Below are 18840 nucleotides of genomic sequence, written 5' to 3'. Positions count from 1 at the left end.
GTAGATGACGACCTTGATAGGTTGCAGATGTAAAGGTAGAGATACCAAAGTCGAGCAATACTAATTACCCAATAGCTTATTAAATTATACTGTCTGATAGTCAAGTATAGCTCTTGCTCTTCAAAATCTTTCACAATATTACATGAACATCCATAAGATATAGAGCTTAAGCTCAAAGAACTTATGGGGTTGATAGGAGTAGTGTTCACCTCTTCCCATCTCGAACAGAGAAGTTAAGCCTACTGCCGTTGATGATACTGCAATCACATGCGGGAAAGTAAATAAACCCCAAATACTATTAGAAATTAAGTCTCCTAATTTAATTATTAGGAGACTTTTTTATTGTCTCGTATTTTTATAAATTTAATTATTATTCTACTTTAAATTAATTTAAATATGAAACTACATTCTCTATTGGTACTTTTTCTTCTTTTTAATTTCCATTCTCTATTCTCTCAGAAAAAATTTAAGAGATTCAATTATGTTGATGGATTATCTGTAATACCTATTCTCGGCGTTGGAAGTGTGACTGGAGAGTTAGGGGATGTTTTTCATTTTAAACCAGTTTATGGAATTGCTGTTGAAAAAGGATTTTCTGAAAAAGTGAATTTAAACCTTGAGATTTTAGGAGGTGTTATGAATGGTGTTGATAATGACATATATAATGCTAAGTTTCAAAGTGATTATTTTCAGGTACAATTTTATCCTTCTCTAAATCTAACAAGACTATATTATGAAAAAATGAAACGATTTGAAATTAAAACTTATCTTGGGATTGGTTTAATATGGTTTCATTCAAATGTTTATGATGTTAATACTGGTGTATTTTTAAGAACGACATCTGATGGAACAACTAAACATACTGCTCTGTTTCAACAGGCCGGTGTTGGAATTGGTGAGAAAGGTATTTATTATACTCGAGAATTGATAATTCCTATGGGATGTAACTTCAAATATGATTTGACAGAAAAATTTTCTTTAACGGCAAATTTGGGGTATAATTATATTTATAACGATAAATTTGATGCAACTACTCCATATAATTTAACAAACCCTACTATTATTGGAGGTGAAAATTCTTATAGTAATACTGCAAATGATGGATGGTTGCGGTTTTCTCTTGGAATTAAGTATATTATTTCATCTTTTATTTCTGAAAATCAGAGAGGAGTATAAAATAGAAAAGCCCTTGAAGTTGCAACTTCAAGGGCTTTTCTATTTTTTGATATATATTAATCTCTACGAGCATATCTTTTGCTCTTCAATGAACGAATTTGTCTCATTCTTTCTTCTAACTCTGCAATTACACGTGTAGAGTTTTCTTTACTTGCTTCATAAGTCTCGTTTAATGATTTATAAGAAGCTTGTAGTTTATTATAATCATCTAAAAGACGATTGTATTTAATACTTAATGATTCAAATGTCTCTTTACTATCTTCTTGACATTTTACATAATCTTCACTTTTTTTCTTGAACTGGCTTTCTAAACTGAAACGAAAGCTACTTAGTTCTGCATTTTCTTGACGCTCTTTTAAAACTTGGCTTTCAAGACGACGAACTTGGTCTTGTAGTTCAGTGATTTTTTTGGTGTCAGTGCAACCCGACAAGGTTATTGATACAACCGATGTGATGATTAATAAACTCTTTTTCATGGGATTTTGTGGGTTGATAGATAACTAATTGATAATCAATTATTATATCAATAACTAAACTGTCATGGAATGTCTAATTACATAGTGGGAAAAACTTAGCCACATAAATATAATAAGGATTAATTTATTAACAAATTTACTTCTATTTTTCTTTTTGTAAAATGAATACTAAACTTTTTTCCGTAAAACCTTAGTTTGAATAGATTTCTTACTTAATTTTGTATTAAATCTATCTATTTAATAGAGTAGTTAAAAATCTGTGTTAAGATTTTTAAGAATATCAGAAAAACATAAATTAAAATTATGTTTTTGGTGTTTATGGATTAATTGGTATTTAAGAACAAAGTTGCTGTTAGTTTTTACTAAAAGCTAAATTTTAGAATCGTTATGCAAAGTTTCAGAACTGAACTTGAAAATCCACTTGTGGAAAAAGATATTATTGATTTAGCTCGTAAAATTGAGCTGTTTCGTGAAGGAAAAATTCATGAGGAAAAATTCCGTAGTTTAAGACTTGCTCGTGGGGTATATGGACAACGCCAACAAGGTGTACAAATGGTTCGTATAAAATTGCCTTATGGAAAAATGACTTTTAAGCAATGGAAAAGAATTGCTGATATTTCTGATGAATATTCAACGGGTAATTTACATTTAACGACTCGTCAAGATATTCAAGTACACTTTGTTTCTTTAGATAGAACTCCAGAATTGTGGTCTAAATTAGAACAAGATGATATTACGCTTCGTGAAGCTTGCGGAAATACTGTTCGTAATGTGACGGCTTCTCCCTCAGCAGGTATTGACCCAAATGAACCTTTTGATATTGCTCCGTATGCAGATGCAACTTTCCGTTATTTCTTGCGTAATCCAATTTGTCAAGAAATGGGACGTAAGTTTAAAATTGCATTCTCGAATACTGACGAAGATACAGCTTTGACTTATATGCACGACATGGGTTTTATTCCTAAGATTCAAGATGGAAAACGTGGATTTAAAGTTGTTCTTGGTGGTGGTTTGGGAGCTCAGCCAATGATGGCTAAAATTGCTCATGAGTTTTTAGCTGAAAATGAGATTATCCCTTATTTAGAGGCTACTTTGAGAGTTTTTGACCGTCATGGAGAACGTAATTCTCGTCATAAAGCAAGAATTAAATTTTTAATCCAAAAAATTGGTTTTGAAGCACTTGTTCAATTAATCAATGATGAACAAAAAGCATTGAAGAGCAAATCATTCACTATTGATACTGAAACAGGAAAATGGGCGGTTGCAACAGAAGAAATGCCTTCAAAAACTTCTGAGGTAAGTCTTGAACAAACGCCTGCTTATGAACTTTGGAAAGCTACGAATACCTTTGAACAAAAGCAAGAAGGTTTTTATGGAGTTTATGTGAGAATCTTGAACGGAAATATTCATTCAACAACTTCTCGTTCATTAATTGAACAATTGGAAGGATATATTGCTGATGATGTACGTGTAACAATCAATCAAGGGTTGATGTTGAAATATGTTCCAGAAGCAAATTTACCTTACGTTTACTCTGTATTAGAAGCTCATGGATTAGCGGCTGCGGGTGCAAATTCTATGGCAAATATTACGGCTTGTCCGGGTACTGATACTTGTAACTTAGCTATTTCTGATAGTACAAATATTACATCTAAATTAGAATCTGTAATTACTGAAGATTTCCCTGAGTTAATTCACAATAATGAAATCAAAATTAAGATTTCGGGTTGTATGAATTCATGTGGACAGCACGGTATGGCAAATATTGGTTTTCATGGTTCATCTTTGAAAGCGGCTGATAAGCGTGTTTTGCCTGCATTACAAGTGCTTTTGGGTGGTGGAACAGTTGGAGATGGCGTTGGTCGTGTGGCTGATAAAGTGATTAAAGTTCCTTCAAAAAGAGGTCCAGAAGTATTGAGAGTTGTATTGAACAACTATGAAGAAAATGCTAATGAAGGTGAATATTTCAATGATTATTATGACCGTCAAGGTGAGAAGTATTTTTATACTTTGTTGAAGCCTGTGGCGGATTTAACAACCTTGAAAGATGATGATTTTATCGACTGGGGTGCATCAGAGCAATTCCAAACAGAAATTGGTGTGGGTGAATGTGCGAGTGTAATTATTGACTTAGTGGCTACTTTGTTGTTAGAATCAGAAGAGAAATTTGATTGGACAAAAGCGGCTTATGAAGAAAATCGTTTTGCAGATGCTATTTATCACGCATATAGTGTGTTTGTAAGTGCAGCAAAAGCTTTATTGTTAGACAAATCGGTTAGTGCTTCTACTCAAAGCGGTGTAATTGATAAATTCCAAGAGAATTTTGTTGAGACTGGTGATATTGCATTAGGTGGTAAAACATTCCAAGAATTGGTTTTACAAATTAATAAAAATGAGCCTTCTGAAGAATTTGCGAAATCATATATTGCAGAAGCTCAAGCATTTTTAGGTTTAGCAAAAGCATATCGTGAAGAATTAGTAAATGCTTAATTAAAGATAGTAATGAAGCGTTGAATCTTATTTTGCGATAAGGTTCAACGCTTTATTTTTCCAATAGAATACCCCAAATGAGTCAATTAGAGCAATTTCATACATTAGACCCAAGACCCAAACTTACGGTTGTAGGTGCTGGCCCTGGTGACCCCGATTTAATTACTGTTAAAGCAATAAAAGCTTTAAAGACTGCCGATGTTGTACTTTATGATGCTTTGATTTCGGAAGAGTTATTAGATTATTGCAAAGTTGATGCAGAGAAGATTTATGTTGGTAAGCGTCCCGGAGAAAGTCATTCGCAAGATGCAATCAATTTTATGATTGTTGAAAAAGCGTATATGTACGGACACGTTGTACGTCTGAAAGGAGGTGACCCATTTATTTTTGGACGTGGCATGGAGGAAATCGAGTACGCAAAGAACTTTGGTTTAGAGACTGCTTATATTCCTGGTATTTCGTCTTCTGTGGCTGCTGCGGGTTATGCGGGTATTCCGTTGACAACACGTGGAGTAAGCGAAAGTTTCTGGGTAATTACAGGAACAAAAACAGACGGCACTTTATCAAAAGATTTAGAAATAGCTTTACAAACATCTGCAACAGTCGTTGTGTTGATGGGAATGAGTAAATTAAGTCAGATTGCGGAGCTTTGTAAATATGCAGGAAAGGAAAATTTACCTGTGGCAATTGTGCAGAATGGAACTACTGATAAACAAAAAGTAGGAGTGGGAGTTGCTAAAAACTTGAAATTAATTGCAGAAGATAATGCTTTGTCAAATCCTGCGGTAATTATTTTGGGAGAAGTAGTGAAATATGCCTCTACTGATATTTTATCTGGAATTGGTAAAAATTATACTCATTAGGCTTATTTAAAATAGAAATTATTTGAATAAGCCTAATGGGTCTTCTTTTTTAGTAATCAATTCTTGTAAATATGCTGTGTCGATAAAAGAGACATCTAACTGTCGGCACTTATGGAGGTAATCCCAAGCTCTATCGTAATGTTCTAACTGAAACTCTGCAATAGAAAATTTTAGCCAGCCATTGGCATTTGAAGGGTCTAATTGAAGAGACTTTTCTAAAAGTCTTAAAGCATCATCAATATCATCACAATTTCTTTTTTCTTTGTAGCAAGCTAATTGAACAGTTGCTACATCAATCATGAGCGTTGTATTTTCGGGAGATAATATTAAGCCTTGACGGAGCAATTTTGTAGATTCTTCATAATTGCCTTTTTGATAACTAATTGAACCTAATCCCCAAAATGCTTCTACATTATCCTGATTTAATAAATAACAAAGGTTAAATCTATAAGTGGCAGTATCTAAAAGTCCATCATTTAAGTATTCCCATCCTCTATCTGCAAAGAAATTGCTGGCATCACTTCTATCTTTAAAGCTTTTATCACACTGAGTTAAAAACTCTTTGGAATTAAGTAATTGCTCCTCTACCATTTTTTTGCTACCAAATAAAGGTATGTATCTTACATCTTGACTATCGGGAGGTGATACCTTTTTTGATACTTCACGGCTACTTGCAAAAGGAAGTAGTTGTGTTTGAGCCATCAGGGGTAAACTTGATGACAAAATGAAAATATATAATAAAGCTTTCATATAATTAGTTACGCTCAATAATAACGCCAAATCGGTGTTTCTTATTGTCTAAAACAACCCTAAAATGGTAAATTGTAAGTTTTAGAGCAGGAATAATAAAAATAGTAATTTTTTGTTATGAAACACAAAGTTTATGTAATTTGTTGCACGATTTTTTGGCATTGTGTTTGAACAAGTAATATAAAACTTATTGTAAGGTATTGAATTATAAATGATTATCACTTATGTTTGTTTTCACAATGAACTTCCAACATTATCCCATAAATTATATGAAATCATGAATACGTCTCGTTCCTCTGATAAAGATAGCTTTGCGACGATTTTTGTTCGCTCTCTATTTTATACAACCCCGTTTGGAATGTTTTTGACAGCCTCAAATTTTATGTTTGAGTATGTAAGAAAATATTATTTCGACTGGTTGATTGTCTTAATTCCCACTGTGCTATTTCTGATAGGTTGTACTATTTATGAAATGTTTATTATTTATAAACATGAACGAAAAGCGATTATAAGAAGGAAATTATATGAAGCAAAATCGGCAAGATATAGAATTTCAAAATCAGAATTGGTTACGAGTTAAATGAATTTTTAGAAGAAAATAATATTCAGAAATATAAAAGCTAAAAAAGCCGTATTGGATTCACAATACGGCTTTTTTTATGACTTAAAGGTTTTGGATTATGGTAAATCTAATAAAAATCCGATGGTAAAGTTTGCATCCCAATCGAAAACAAATTGCTTACAACCTGTGGCATCTGCAATTGATTTGTAGATATTTAAACCTGCTTTTGATTTTGCATTATCTAACTGATATGCCGATGGTGCATCAAGAACGGTATAACGTTCTTTGTCTTTACGTACTTTCTTTGCTAACTCAAAAGGAACACCGCCAATGATAAAGCAAGTGGTACGTTTATCAGAAGGAACTTGTTTTGCTTTAGCTTGTACTTCTTTGCTAACTGTTTCATCTGAAGTATTATTTTGGAAGTATTTTGCTCCGTAAGTTTCTACCGAATTGATTTTGCTTCCTTCTTTCCAAGATATTTTTGTATTGCCAGAGCCAATATCTGTCACAAATGAATTGTCTGCATATTTAGCAGGTTGAACAGATTTTAAACCTAATTTACCTTCTTGCTCAGGTGTAACAGTATTTACAAAGTATTTTAACGACTTTAAAACACCGATGATTTTTTGTGTACCTTCGGCTTTAACTGCCCCAGAACTTACCACAAAGTGAATATCTCTTCCACTTACACCGTAGTCCAACATTCCAGCAATGTATTTTTTCAGACCAGCTCTAATGTCATCGTCTGAAGCCATATTTTCAAGCACTAAGCTATTGCCAAATTCTGCTTTTTCGAGTTTCCAGTTTTTATCTGCATCAATTCTGATAATAAATGAATTAAAGCCGCTTGCTCCTAATTCTACAACTCCTTTTAATTTTCCTGCAATTGGTCCGGGAGGAGTATAATCAAAACGAGCTTTTTCGCCACCATCAGTGGCAGATGATGACTGAGAATCTGAAGCAGAGCTACTTGATTCAGAAGTGTTAGACACACTTTCAGAACTACTTGAATTATTAGTTGCTACTTCAGTTTGAGTTTCGGGAGCTAATTTTTTTAGAGCTTCCTGACCACCAAACATACGAAAGCCGAAATATATAGCTCCTAATACAAGGGCGGTGATGAGTAATCTTCCCGCAACGGTTAATCTTTGCATTGTTGATATAGTTTTAGTTGAAATCGAAATTATGAACCTGTTTAAACTTATTCCTTTCGTTGTAAATCGTTTCGTTTTAAGTCTGTGAGTTTAAAATTTATTCAATGTAGCGATGCTATATGTCATATATTTCAAAAACACAGTCATAAAATTAAATCAATTCCCATTCAAAACGAAAAGTTTAAACGGGTTCATAAGTTAAAAGTAAACAATGTCTTTATTACGTGCAATTTAGATTAGGCTATTTGGTAAATCTGTCTTGATAATTTGTTAAAAACGATGATGAAATTATAGCTTGGTATTTTTGAGCATAAAAAATGTCAGACGAAATTATTCATCTGACATTGAGGAATCCCATGATATTATTTTTTTCTAATTCTTAGATAATTGACGCACCTTTTTGTTTAAGCGTTCAATTTTCTTGTTTTGTTCGATGACGTAAAGTGTTAATTCTTCGATTTTTTGTAATAAAATGGCTTGTGTATTCGCAAGGTCAATGCCTTGTTGAGTTACTTCTGCGGTAGAAGGTACGTCGGGTAAATGTTTGTTTAATTTAATGTATTTGGCAACTTCATTAAGAGAACGCAATTTGTAAGATTTATCAAAAACGAAATCTGCCCAAAACGTTGTTCCGTTGGTTGCAACTCTTATTTTTTCAGTAATGATACCACCTGCAACTGCCATTTTATAGCTACTTCCTGCTGGAATTGTTACGGTAGGTGTTCCGACGGTGATGCCATCTGGAAATCCTACGGGGTTTTGTGCATTAGATTTTTGAATGAAGAAAAATCCTAAAATGAGAGAGAGTAAAATGACTTTTTTCATGACTTTTTATTTTTAATGATGATTATCAATTTGAAAATATTGTTAAAACTGTTGATTTTACCACCTTACTAAAATTTTGATTCTTTAGTAAGGTGGTATGATTGAAAGTTACCTACTGGCATTATTACAGCCTCCGATTTGGGCAGAGAACTTAGTATTCAAATCGTTGTTGGTATCAGTTGAGAATCCCGGTTTCAATTCAATTACGTTCCCTGCTTTATATTCAACTTTTACATTGGCATTCAGGAATGATTGAGAAGTAATAGATAATGCTTGAACAACTTTATCAATACTTTCAACGGCACTTCTGTTGGCAACTTCCACACAGTCGCCTGCTTTGAGGCGTTGGAAACAGAAAGTAGCTTGTCCATCATTGTAACCTGCACAATTCAATGCTGAAACATTTACGCAATATTTACCTGTCCATGACGTATCACGCATTACGGCAGTAACTATTCCATTATTAATACTTACGGTCAATGGTGAAAAGTCAAGCTCGTATGGGGCAATGGCATTTCCAAGTCGAGTATTATATTGATACGTAACGCCTGATTTTACGGTGAATGTCTTCTTCATTGAACTTGAATAATACTTCACATTTACAGGAACAGTTGCTGAACCCGTTGAACCAGAAATAGTAGCATAAAATAATTTATTGGTACTATTGAATGTTGCACAACCAATAACGGCATTTGTTACCGAATTCACGAAAGTCAACATATCGTTGTCGGATACAAAACTTGTTTTTTCATTGAATTTCACTTTTATCACGGCAGACATATTTCCTTCTTGTGGGCTTGTGCTACAAGTTGGTTTTGCTTCAGCTTCTAAAGGTAATACCGTACTTACAGCGAAACTTGTACAAGACACATTGCTTGGTGAAATACTTGCAGGTATCGACACCGTAGGGAAAGTAGTTGTTGGTTGTTTGATTACATTGTCTTCAACTACAATACTTACTGCTGCTTGTGAGTTTGTTACTAAGTTGAAAATAATAGGTTCTGTTACCATACCTGCTACTGTTTCAGCTTTGAACAATACTTTCTTGTCTAAATCATATTCCTTGTTTCGGTCAGCCTTGAAGAGCTTAAACTGTACATTTTGTTGGTCTTGGTAATAAATTGTTTGGAAGAAAAGCGATTCTCCGTTATTAACAATGGCTTTATTCATACCCACTAATTTACCGTCAATGTAAGCTCTTAATTCATCATCCGAATCAATTGTAATTCCTTTGATTTTAGCTATGAGGTTCATATTTTGCTCATATTGGGTAAAATCAAAATTCATTACGGGTTCTAAAGCGGTTTGTTGTTCCAATGATTTGGCTAAATCAAGGGTTAAACCTTCGCTTGTGGTCAATGAAACATTGGTTGGATAAGTCAGTCGTCCTGCATTACTGATTTTCAATAAATAGCCTTTCAATGGTTCAAGGAAACTTAAATTACCAACCCAACCTACTCCTGCAACATATTGAGCAAACAATGTTTGACTTTTGATTAAGTCCCCATTGAGCGGAGTAAGTCCTTTTAATGCTTGCGTAACCGTCATACCTGTTGAAGGTACATAACCAAGCCAGTTCCAAACCAATGTTGTATCTTTTCTGCCTGAAATATCTGTATGAACTTTTACATACTCAGTCAGATTGATAGGATGTTGATTTGCCAAATATGGTGAACCTTTCATACAAACAGTATCTTTAGCTACTACATAAACCATGTATCGTTTAGTAGGATTTATGATACTATCTGAAGCATCCCAACCATAACCCGGTAAATACTCTGCAAAACCGTTATCAGTTTTAATATATGCCCCTGTTTTATTTTTCAGAGAACTTAAAACATTCCGAACGGTATTTCTGCCTGTGCCTAAATCAAGGTTAAACGATACCCAGTTGTAACCTTTGTTTAATGGAATACATTTCTTTACTAAATTCAATACACTTACATTGGTTGGTACTAATGGACTACCCACTAAATTACCATCACGATAAGTATAGCTTTCAAGAATTTCTACGTATTCATTACATTTATCGCCGTCCCAAATGGTAAATTCTATTGGTTTATTTTCATCTTCTGGATTTCCATAAACTGTCAAGAAGGTAAGCCAACGTTGTTTGTCGGCAGGAAGGTTACGATAATATCCCACTCTACCAACACCTCTGATTTGACCACCAATTTTAGCCACAATCATATCAGACGGGTCTGTTGAATGAACGCCAAAAATACTTAAATCAATAACCATGTTCATCGTTCCTTCGTACTCAGATGCGTTTTCAACCACATATTTTGGTTGAGGACAACGTACACGATAATCAATCAATAATGGTTCGCTACCTTTAGAACCTATCATTTGAAGCGTATCCAAATAATCACCAATCAATAAATCTTGTTGGAAAGTAAGCGTTACATCGGCTACTTGCCCCGGATTTAACGTTCCTGTTGATGGCGTAACTGTTAACCAAGACGGAATACTTTCCATTCTAAAACTTGTAATACTACCTCCACGATTACGAATTTGACGTTTTACTGTGAAAGGTTTTAAAACTTCATTGGTTTCGATAACGTCAGTGCCTATCCATTCAAGATTATTTTGGTTAATGGCAAATTCCCATTTGATTGTTTTTTCAACCATATTTCCTGCTTTATCTCTAATTGCCGCTGATTGATGATTTGGATTTTGAGCTATCATAGCATCATCATAATCTTTACCACTCACAACGACTCTGAAAGTTCTATTTTCAAAGAAAACAGGGTTGATATTTGGTACAATGACAATTTTATTCCCTACACAACTAATTTTAGCATCTACCAAAGCATTGGTTGTAGCATCGTAAAGACCAATTGTGTTATTGGCTAATATATCGGCTTGAATAACTTTATCACAATTAATCTGCTCGTTGAAAGTAATAGAGATTTCATCACCTGGGTCCCAAGTGCCGTCTCCCGGTTCTGGAACACCTACAATTTCTGGCGGATTTCTCGCTACCTCACCTTTTACAACTGTTGAAATACCAGATGCTAAATTAGGGTTGAAACATTCTGCAACGGCACGAATTTCATAACGACCATCTTTCAACAATTCTGTATTCCATTGTTTTATTGTGAAAACGTCCCCTAATTCTTCTTTAGAAGTTTCATTTATATTTATCCATGAACCATCTCCACCAATTGGACGATATTGGATGCGGACTAATTTGAGGTCTGCATCGGCTTTATCGTATTCATTTAGAGTAATGCTTAGTTTATTCTCTGCTGCTGGCGTAACCACCCAATCTTGCAAAGGGAAACCAATATCAACTGTGCTACATGGCTCGATGAAAGAAGCATTTAAACTTAGCTTTCTAACAAAAAGGGCATCTACATCACGATGTAAAATATCTGCTATTTCCGTTTCACAAGATGATTCAAGTTGTAACGTGATGTCGCTGTATGTATATGCACGAGGTCCCCTTTCAAGCGTAACAATTACCTTACGAGTTTCTCCATAGGGAATTCTGTATGAAATTGGTTGTGTTAATGGTTGTCCATCAACTTTTACAATTGCTCCATCTGGATTTGTTCCTGTTTCCATTGAGAAGTCGTAATTCATTTCTTCTTCTGTTGGACTTAAATTTCCGAGCAACAACTCATAAACCGCAGGCGTATTAGAAGGAACGTTAACTTTCGTAAGTCCGTCTATTGATGTAAGCGATGGTTCAGAACGTGGTCTTGTATTTGGTTCGTTCGGACAACTTGATTCTCCTGAAACTAATTCAAATACTGGTGTTCCGTATTTAGCATCTTTTTTAACGTTTACCGTGAAATTATCACCAATATCATCATCGGCAAGATTATATCCGACCGTTCTTTCGTTGCTATTTTCATAACCAGTTTCGGTTGCTAATGAGAAAGAAAGCGTTGTTTTAAAACCAGCAGAAGCTCCTAAACCATTAACTTCAATGCCTTGTTCTTCCGAAAACTCTTCACTGCCTTCAACTTCAAAAGATATAGATGCACCTCCTGTATAAGAAGAAGTTGTTGCTGACGAAAAGTTTGCACCAGCATCAAAAGAGATATTTTTTTCAAAATTTGCCGCTGATTTTAGTCTGTCATTTTCTGCTAAAATATCTCTCCATCTTTGTGCATCAGCATTTTTACCTAAAGATTCTAAACTTGGAATTACATCGTTTCGAATATGAAAATCCGTATAAATATAAGTTGTTCCAAAATCTTTTGGCGAAACGTTAACGTCTTGGTCTTTTTTAAATGTACAAGTAATATTATCATATTTAAGTACATCAGAAACCCCATAAGTAAAGTTAATCGCTACTCCTGCATATAAATCTCCGTCTCTTCCTTGAAGGTCAGTAGAAGTTGAATAAACTTCATTTGTGGTCAAACAAGTTTGGAAAGTTGCACTTGCTCCAACGTTATAAGCAAAACTTGTAGTTAAACCAAAGTCCGCTGTTCTTGCTATTGTTAATTCTGTTTCAGCTCCAACCCCAACACTGGTTGTTACTTCGCTACCTGCACTAAGTCCAATTGATTGCTCAAAACTTTGTCCAATACTACCACTGATAGACATATTGACACAGTTCGTATTATTTTTTTCGACAAAAGCCGTACTTTGGTCACCGGGTGGGTCACGTAATATCAAGAAAGGTATTTCTGGTGACTTTGAGGTAAATGTTGCCACTCTGGCTTTTTTACCCAATACAACCGCTGAAATGGTATCTTGAGCAAGAGCATTGTTTACTTCAGCAACCACTTGCATCAATTTTCGGTGTGGTTCAAGTAAATTTGGATAGCCTGCTTTGTACTCATATTCGTATAGACCATTGGTCAGAGCTACATTAAAAGCATCTGCATCCGCAATGGAGTTTGTAATGGTTAAATTCGCATTCGGAAGATAACATTTACCTCCATCGTACATTTCAAAAACTTTAATTCTGGTTTTATATTTAACCGCCTGATTCATTAATGGAATATTACATTCATTAACCGAAGGTTGGCTGATTTCTACGTGCGGAGGAGCAACATAAATAAAATCAATAACGGCTGATGCTTTGTCTCTCAAATCAATTTCTTGACCTCCTTTTGTTTGGAAGTAATTGTAAATGATAGAATTTGAATGTTCAACAATACTGACTCTGAAAGCTCTGGCAGGTAAATCTTTGAAAATGAATTTTCCGTCTGGATTTCTTAACGTATCCGTTTTTTCAAAACAACCGTCTAAGGTTGCTACTTTTACAACTACTCTTGCACCCTCTGGAATAATTGATTTACGACAAAGGTCATTTCCTGCAACTTGTCCGCTAATTTCTCTTTTGGTATTATCCAAAAATACAACTCCTGCTTTTGGGGCTTGGATTTTACGAATCTCAAAAAAGCTTGGAGAGAAAATGTGGTCTTTATATTCTGCCGTTAATTTTACTGTTTTTCCCGGTTCAAAATCTGCTGACCATTTACCATTTTTGTCAGAAATAATGGGTGGAAAATGGGATTGTCCGTTTACTTTTATTTCAATGTCATTTTCAAAACAGAATGTGTTAGCAAAACGAACATAACCCGAAACGTTCACGGTTGAAACATCTCTAAAATCAATATTTCCGATAGCCGTGTTACTTGTATTCAAGTTGACAACTCTTACATTTGGCTCAAATTCATGCGGTTTGTTTTCTTTTCTACGTGCATTATTACTCCATGACGCTTTTGTAAGGACACCTTCTCTTGGAAAAGCACTTCCAAAATTGATAGCCGCATAATCATAAACTTTATTGTCTGTACCTTCATTGAGGTCGAAATAACTGTACAATAATGCTGTGGTAGAATCTTGTGGAATACCTACCACAAAGTGTTCTTGAATTTGGTTTTGTGGTAAAGCTGTTTTGTAAATGACTATCTCATCTACCAAACCTGTGTAAAACTTACCTGTGATTGCATCGGTTGAATTGGTTGCTAATAACCAAGGAGTTCCATTTTTCCAATTTGATGTTCCCGAGAATGAAACTGTTCCTTTTAATTCACCTTCTAAATAAACTTTTGCACTCCCTGCGTGATTATCAATGGTTACTGCTAAATGATAATATTTAGCTGAGATTGTCCCTAAATCAGTAGTTGTTGCATTCAGTTTTAAGAAAAGCTTTCCATTATCAATGTATGCTTCGTATAAATTTCCTTTTGAAAGGATAGTTTGACGAGACTTTAAATCAAATGGATGAAACAATAATTCTACCGTTGAAGTATCGGGCATATCATAGTCCGTCAGGTTTCCGTAAGACTTATCCGCAGCATTAAATTCAATAGCTGAATTGAACTCGAAGTCTTTTATTGGAGTTGCTCTAAAACCTTCATTTTGACTATAATTAATTCCATCAATGACATAATACCCCGTTACGTCTGTTACGCCAGCACTATAAACTTCAGGTTTGTCAGATGAAAATAATGCTCCACCATAAATATTGGCATTAGTTGGAATAGTTGTATTATCGAATACTTTTGCTCCAACGCCTTCGTCCATTTTCCAATAGGATACCAAACCATTTTCAGATTTTGATACTGAACGGTTTTTAGTATTATTAACTTCTGTTTGAGAAAGCGGACGATTGTAAACTCTGATGTCATCAATTTTTCCTTTGAAAAACCCTCCGTCGCCAACTTTACTACCGATATTCAAATAATTACTTACTCTTGAAATACTTGCAGGTTTTGTGCCGATAAATTCACCATCAACCATGACAGACATCGCTGAACCATTATAAATCATCGTCACTTGATGCCAATTACCTACATTAAAAGGATTGGCAGGCGAATCTGGTAAATAATATTTCAAAGAATCACTCCCTGTTCCATTACCAATATGGAAAATATATCCTTTGGCTTCTCCGCTTTTGGTTGTGGTAATCCACCAGTTTTTATTCAATGAACTACCCCAGTCGATAATACCAGTTTCATCATTGGTATCACCCAATTTTACATAAGCCGAAACGGTAAATTTATCCGTTGGAAATTCATTATTATAGGTAACGCAAAGTTCATCATTAACCCCATCAAAAGCCATTGAATTACCTGTCAGTGGGGTAAGGCGAACTTCAACTCCCGGAACAGGATTTCCAGAGTTTGTTTCCACTTTACCACTAACCACGCCATTTGGATTAACAAAACCAACGGCTTTGCTTGGACTACCCGTTCCAAATACGTTTTTTGCTACAATACTATATTCGTAATATTCACCTGCTTGAACGTTGAAATCTAAGAAATCTCTTGTGTCTTCGCCAATATCTGCAATAAATGAACCATCACGGTAAATTACAAAGCCTGTGGGCGGAGGAGAAAGTGGGTTTACATTCCACGAAATTTTAATTCGGTCTTTAAAATCCCCTTGCGTGGCTACCAAAATGGGAGGTTGTGGTGGTAAGTACCAAGGACTGTACACTCCAAAACCTGCTTGGTAGTTTTGTGAAAGCATTGACTGCCGAGAAACCAAAGGCTGCCCAACCACAAAAGTCGAGCGGTTAAATGCCGAATAGGCATTTGAAGTCGAACCATAGTTAAAATACAGTTCGCCAAATATTTTTTTATTCTCGTTTGGGTCGCAGAGGGTGTCGGCTTGAGCAAAAGTTTTTTGCCCACCAAACAGCATTAGCCAACCCAAGAGAAAATATAGTATCCTCTTTTGCATAAATTTATGGATTTAAGAATTGATTAGAAACTTTAATTGATACGGATATATACCCAAAAGTTTAAGTTTTTAGGACGTGTTTCGCTACCACCTGCATTACTTGTACTTCCCGAGGCAGTACCTGTAATCGTATGTTGATGGTTACCAGCATAATCAGTATTTGAAACAGAATTGCCATCACCATCTCCACCATTCGTAGCTGAAGTTCCATCTCCTCTAAAAGACATTGCTGGTGTCATACTGTGATTATGGTATCCGTCCACCGATGTACTACCACTAACAGATAAACTTGCAGAGTGAGCATGACTATTTAAATCATCAGCTTGGAGTGTTGCAATTGGTGAAGTAGATGTTCTGTTTGGGTCTCTGTCGGCTTTGCCTGCAAATTCTTGTGAGCGTATAAATGCCCCACTACCATCTGGAATTTGGTTTAAACCTCCAGTTACCGCAGTTCTGAGTTTGTCTGTTGTAGCTAAAGTTCGTCCATCCATCGGTACCCAACAACTTCCGTTTACTTTAATGAAATCGTCTGGAGCAAGGATAGAGTATTTAATATCACCAACTGCACCCGAACAAACTACTTCTTGGGCTTTAGGTGAACCTAATGAATACGGAGCAAATGTTAATTCTGTACGGGGTAAAAGCTCTGTACCTTGTACTATGACTCCCACATAGTAAGTGCTATTGCCCCAATCAAGTCCATCAAGAGGGTTAGCATTACTTCCCAAAGCTGTACTATACACACCACCGAAAATATTAATTGTTTGAGTTTCTGACCAGTCGGCAGTTCCGCCATTTTCGGTTTTGTATAGTTTAAAAATAACTTCTCTATCGCCATCTGCTACTGCCTTACCATTTCGGTCTTTTAAAAATCCTTGAAGGGATATTTTTTTAGTTTGTTGGGCAGAAATATTTGAAAACGACAACAGGATTAGTACACCTACTAAAACTGAGAGATTAAGCGTGAAAAAATGCTTCATTTTGTTAGTGTATTAGTGAATTGATTAATTAATTCGGATATATGTCCAGAGGTTTATGTTTTTTGGACGAGTTTCATCTGATGAATAGCCATTATGATTACTTGTCGTTCCTGAATAATAATGATAGTGGTTTCCAGAACCGTCGGTTTGTCTTCCATTATAATCATCTATTGACCTATCGGTAACTTTAAAGGCATTGAAACCTTGTTGTCCCCAACCACCTTCTTCTTTTCTATATGGAATAGAAAATCCATGCGAATGTTGACCGTCTGTGCTTGTATATCCGCTATAAGTATGGCTATGTGCTTGTGTAGATTGGTCTTCGAAAGTAGCGATTGGAGAGTTTGTATCTCTATTAGGGTCATGGTTGGTATTACTTGCAAATTCTTGTCCTCTTAAAAATAAACCTCCTGCATTAGTTACCGTAGTAAGTCCTGTAATGGTTGCCAATTTTGAACCTGCAATATTTCTTCCGTCCATTGGTACCCAGCAGCTACCGTTTGCTGCCGCAAATTGAGTGGGATTTAGGATAGAATATTTTACATCGCCCACTGCACCAGAACAAATAACTTCTTGTGATTTTTGGGCAAATGGAGCTCCGAGTGAATACGGAGCAAATGTTAACTCTGTACGGGGTGTTAATTCGGCATCTTGTAAGGTTACACCAACAAAATAGGTTTTAGAACCCCATGATAACTCTTCAAAATTTGAAACTCCACCTGATATAGCATTGGTATTAAGTCCTAAATGTGTACTATAAACCCCGCCAAAAACATTGATAGATTGAGTTTCACTCCATTCGGCAGCACCACCAGTAGCGGTTGGATATAGCTTAAATGTAATGTCTTGACGACCATTAGGAATGGCTTTTCCATCTGCATCTTTCAAGAAACCTTGCAGAGAGATTTTTTTAGTTTGCTGAGCAGTAGTCGAAAAAATAATTAGAGTTAAGAAAAAGAAGCTCAAAAAAATGGTTCTTGTGTGTTGGAGATGTGCTTTCATTTTTATGATGTTTAAAAACTTTATTGAATTGTGATTAAATATTTAAGAAATCAGGGAAATATCATTTTTTACGCCCCAAACTTTAGTAAGAAAAATATGTAATTACAGATTAGCAGTTTGCTAAACTTGCAAACAAACATATCGCCTATGTGATGTATGAGTCAATGTAGGTGTTGGTTTTATACCGTGAATGGTAAGAAATCATACGCCAATGGTAAAATCTAAGTTTTTATGAACTCAATTGTCACAGGGATTTCTGAGTTTTTTCTGAAAAAACATTGGTTATTTACTCCAATTTGAAGTTTTCATTTTAGCCTCTGTAATTGACGAAGCCTAAGATTTTGAATGATGTGTTAGCGTTGTTTATCAAGAAATATGACGCTCGTAGTGATGAGGAGTAAGTAGGGAATAGGCGGTTAGTTATACTTTGGCAATCTTGAAAAATCCGTAGAATTGCCCCTGCACGCTTATTAAAACAAAACAGGTAGTAGATATAAATTATCCACTACCTGTTTTGTTAATTAATCTTCAAAAGTTCTCTCTTTTTCCTTCTTGAAACCGATAATTTTATTCCACTGGTCAGTAAAAGAAAATTGGCACTTTCCTTTTCGTTATAACTTTGGATATAACTTCTGTTGACGCAGAAAGCACGGTGAATTCTTATAAAATTATCATCCAAAGAATTATTGACGTGAAAACGTAATGTTCGGGGTGAAATTTTTACTTTTCCCGACTGTAAATGAATTAAGGTATAATTGATATTACCTTGTAAATACAGTATTTCAGAAAAGGGAATTTTTTCAAATTTTCGATGTTTGTTCGGCAGTAAAAAATAGGTATCGTTTTCCATGATATTATTAGTTTAGATATTTTATTTTAATGAGGGACTTTGAGAAAAAT

12 protein-coding genes and 1 rRNA gene are annotated in these 18840 nt (G+C 35.1%); 5 read left to right on the top strand and 8 right to left on the bottom strand.

Going from position 1 to position 18840, the window contains the following annotated elements:
• Positions 1-182: 182 nt before the first annotated feature.
• Both rrf and LV89_RS03195 read left to right on the top strand, forming a co-directional pair.
• A 5S ribosomal RNA gene (rrf, locus tag LV89_RS03200) occupies positions 183-294 on the top strand.
• Positions 295-396: 102 nt separating this feature from the next.
• Complete coding sequence (locus LV89_RS03195) at positions 397-1176, top strand: hypothetical protein (RefSeq protein ID WP_146199062.1); 780 nt, start codon at positions 397-399, stop codon at positions 1174-1176.
• Positions 1177-1232: 56 nt separating this feature from the next.
• Here LV89_RS03195 and LV89_RS03190 read toward each other — a convergent pair whose 3' ends face one another.
• Positions 1233-1652: a hypothetical protein gene (locus LV89_RS03190; RefSeq protein WP_109741408.1), complete on the bottom strand. Its 420-nt coding sequence runs from the start codon at positions 1650-1652 to the stop codon at positions 1233-1235.
• A gap of 387 nt (positions 1653-2039) precedes the next feature.
• Here LV89_RS03190 and LV89_RS03185 point away from each other — a divergent pair, with 387 nt between their 5' ends.
• Complete coding sequence (locus LV89_RS03185) at positions 2040-4142, top strand: ferredoxin-like domain-containing protein (RefSeq protein ID WP_109741407.1); 2103 nt, start codon at positions 2040-2042, stop codon at positions 4140-4142.
• A gap of 77 nt (positions 4143-4219) precedes the next feature.
• Complete coding sequence (gene cobA / locus LV89_RS03180) at positions 4220-5005, top strand: uroporphyrinogen-III C-methyltransferase (protein ID WP_109741406.1); 786 nt, start codon at positions 4220-4222, stop codon at positions 5003-5005.
• 18 nt (positions 5006-5023) lie between these two features.
• Here cobA and LV89_RS03175 read toward each other — a convergent pair whose 3' ends face one another.
• Positions 5024-5755 (bottom strand): tetratricopeptide repeat protein, encoded by a 732-nt coding sequence (locus tag LV89_RS03175; protein ID WP_109741405.1) that lies wholly within the window; start codon positions 5753-5755, stop codon positions 5024-5026.
• A 277-nt stretch (positions 5756-6032) separates the two neighbouring features.
• Between LV89_RS03175 and LV89_RS24855 the strand changes: the two genes are divergently transcribed.
• The gene (locus LV89_RS24855; protein ID WP_146199061.1) at positions 6033-6335 is read left to right on the top strand and encodes a hypothetical protein; all 303 of its coding nucleotides are present in this window, start codon (positions 6033-6035) and stop codon (positions 6333-6335) included.
• A 98-nt stretch (positions 6336-6433) separates the two neighbouring features.
• On the opposite strand, the gene LV89_RS03170 is transcribed toward LV89_RS24855, so the two are convergent.
• The 6 genes from LV89_RS03170 to LV89_RS03145 all read right to left on the bottom strand — a co-directional run bounded on the left by LV89_RS03170 (position 6434) and on the right by LV89_RS03145 (position 18790).
• Complete coding sequence (locus tag LV89_RS03170) at positions 6434-7474, bottom strand: hypothetical protein (protein WP_109741404.1); 1041 nt, start codon at positions 7472-7474, stop codon at positions 6434-6436.
• Positions 7475-7846: 372 nt separating this feature from the next.
• Entirely contained in the window at positions 7847-8299 is a 453-nt protein-coding gene (locus LV89_RS03165) for a hypothetical protein (RefSeq protein ID WP_109741403.1), read from the bottom strand.
• 108 nt (positions 8300-8407) lie between these two features.
• A complete protein-coding gene (locus LV89_RS03160; protein ID WP_109741402.1) occupies positions 8408-15958 on the bottom strand; it encodes a LamG domain-containing protein in 7551 nt (2516 codons plus the stop codon).
• Positions 15959-15990: 32 nt separating this feature from the next.
• A complete protein-coding gene (locus LV89_RS03155) occupies positions 15991-16938 on the bottom strand; it encodes a DUF8740 domain-containing protein (RefSeq protein ID WP_109741401.1) in 948 nt (315 codons plus the stop codon).
• 24 nt (positions 16939-16962) lie between these two features.
• Positions 16963-17940: a DUF8740 domain-containing protein gene (locus LV89_RS03150; RefSeq protein WP_109741400.1), complete on the bottom strand. Its 978-nt coding sequence runs from the start codon at positions 17938-17940 to the stop codon at positions 16963-16965.
• A 517-nt stretch (positions 17941-18457) separates the two neighbouring features.
• Positions 18458-18790 (bottom strand): LytR/AlgR family response regulator transcription factor, encoded by a 333-nt coding sequence (locus LV89_RS03145; protein WP_109741399.1) that lies wholly within the window; start codon positions 18788-18790, stop codon positions 18458-18460.
• Between the last annotated feature and the right edge of the window lie 50 nt (positions 18791-18840).

The organism is Arcicella aurantiaca, assembly GCF_003148625.1.
Taxonomy (GTDB): domain Bacteria; phylum Bacteroidota; class Bacteroidia; order Cytophagales; family Spirosomataceae; genus Arcicella; species Arcicella aurantiaca.
The sequence above is the reverse complement of the archived record's forward strand: the minus strand, read 5'-3'. Positions and strand labels throughout refer to the sequence as shown.

Bases quoted from the DNA above. Each gene is read 5' to 3' on its own strand.
- LV89_RS03195 (WP_146199062.1), top strand. From the start codon at position 397: ATGAAACTACATTCTCTATTGGTACTTTTTCTTCTTTTTAATTTCCAT.
- LV89_RS03190 (WP_109741408.1), bottom strand. From the start codon at position 1,652: ATGAAAAAGAGTTTATTAATCATCACATCGGTTGTATCAATAACCTTG.
- LV89_RS03185 (WP_109741407.1), top strand. From the start codon at position 2,040: ATGCAAAGTTTCAGAACTGAACTTGAAAATCCACTTGTGGAAAAAGAT.
- cobA (WP_109741406.1), top strand. From the start codon at position 4,220: ATGAGTCAATTAGAGCAATTTCATACATTAGACCCAAGACCCAAACTT.
- LV89_RS03175 (WP_109741405.1), bottom strand. From the start codon at position 5,755: ATGAAAGCTTTATTATATATTTTCATTTTGTCATCAAGTTTACCCCTG.
- LV89_RS24855 (WP_146199061.1), top strand. From the start codon at position 6,033: ATGAATACGTCTCGTTCCTCTGATAAAGATAGCTTTGCGACGATTTTT.
- LV89_RS03170 (WP_109741404.1), bottom strand. From the start codon at position 7,474: ATGCAAAGATTAACCGTTGCGGGAAGATTACTCATCACCGCCCTTGTA.
- LV89_RS03165 (WP_109741403.1), bottom strand. From the start codon at position 8,299: ATGAAAAAAGTCATTTTACTCTCTCTCATTTTAGGATTTTTCTTCATT.
- LV89_RS03160 (WP_109741402.1), bottom strand. From the start codon at position 15,958: ATGCAAAAGAGGATACTATATTTTCTCTTGGGTTGGCTAATGCTGTTT.
- LV89_RS03155 (WP_109741401.1), bottom strand. From the start codon at position 16,938: ATGAAGCATTTTTTCACGCTTAATCTCTCAGTTTTAGTAGGTGTACTA.
- LV89_RS03150 (WP_109741400.1), bottom strand. From the start codon at position 17,940: ATGAAAGCACATCTCCAACACACAAGAACCATTTTTTTGAGCTTCTTT.
- LV89_RS03145 (WP_109741399.1), bottom strand. From the start codon at position 18,790: ATGGAAAACGATACCTATTTTTTACTGCCGAACAAACATCGAAAATTT.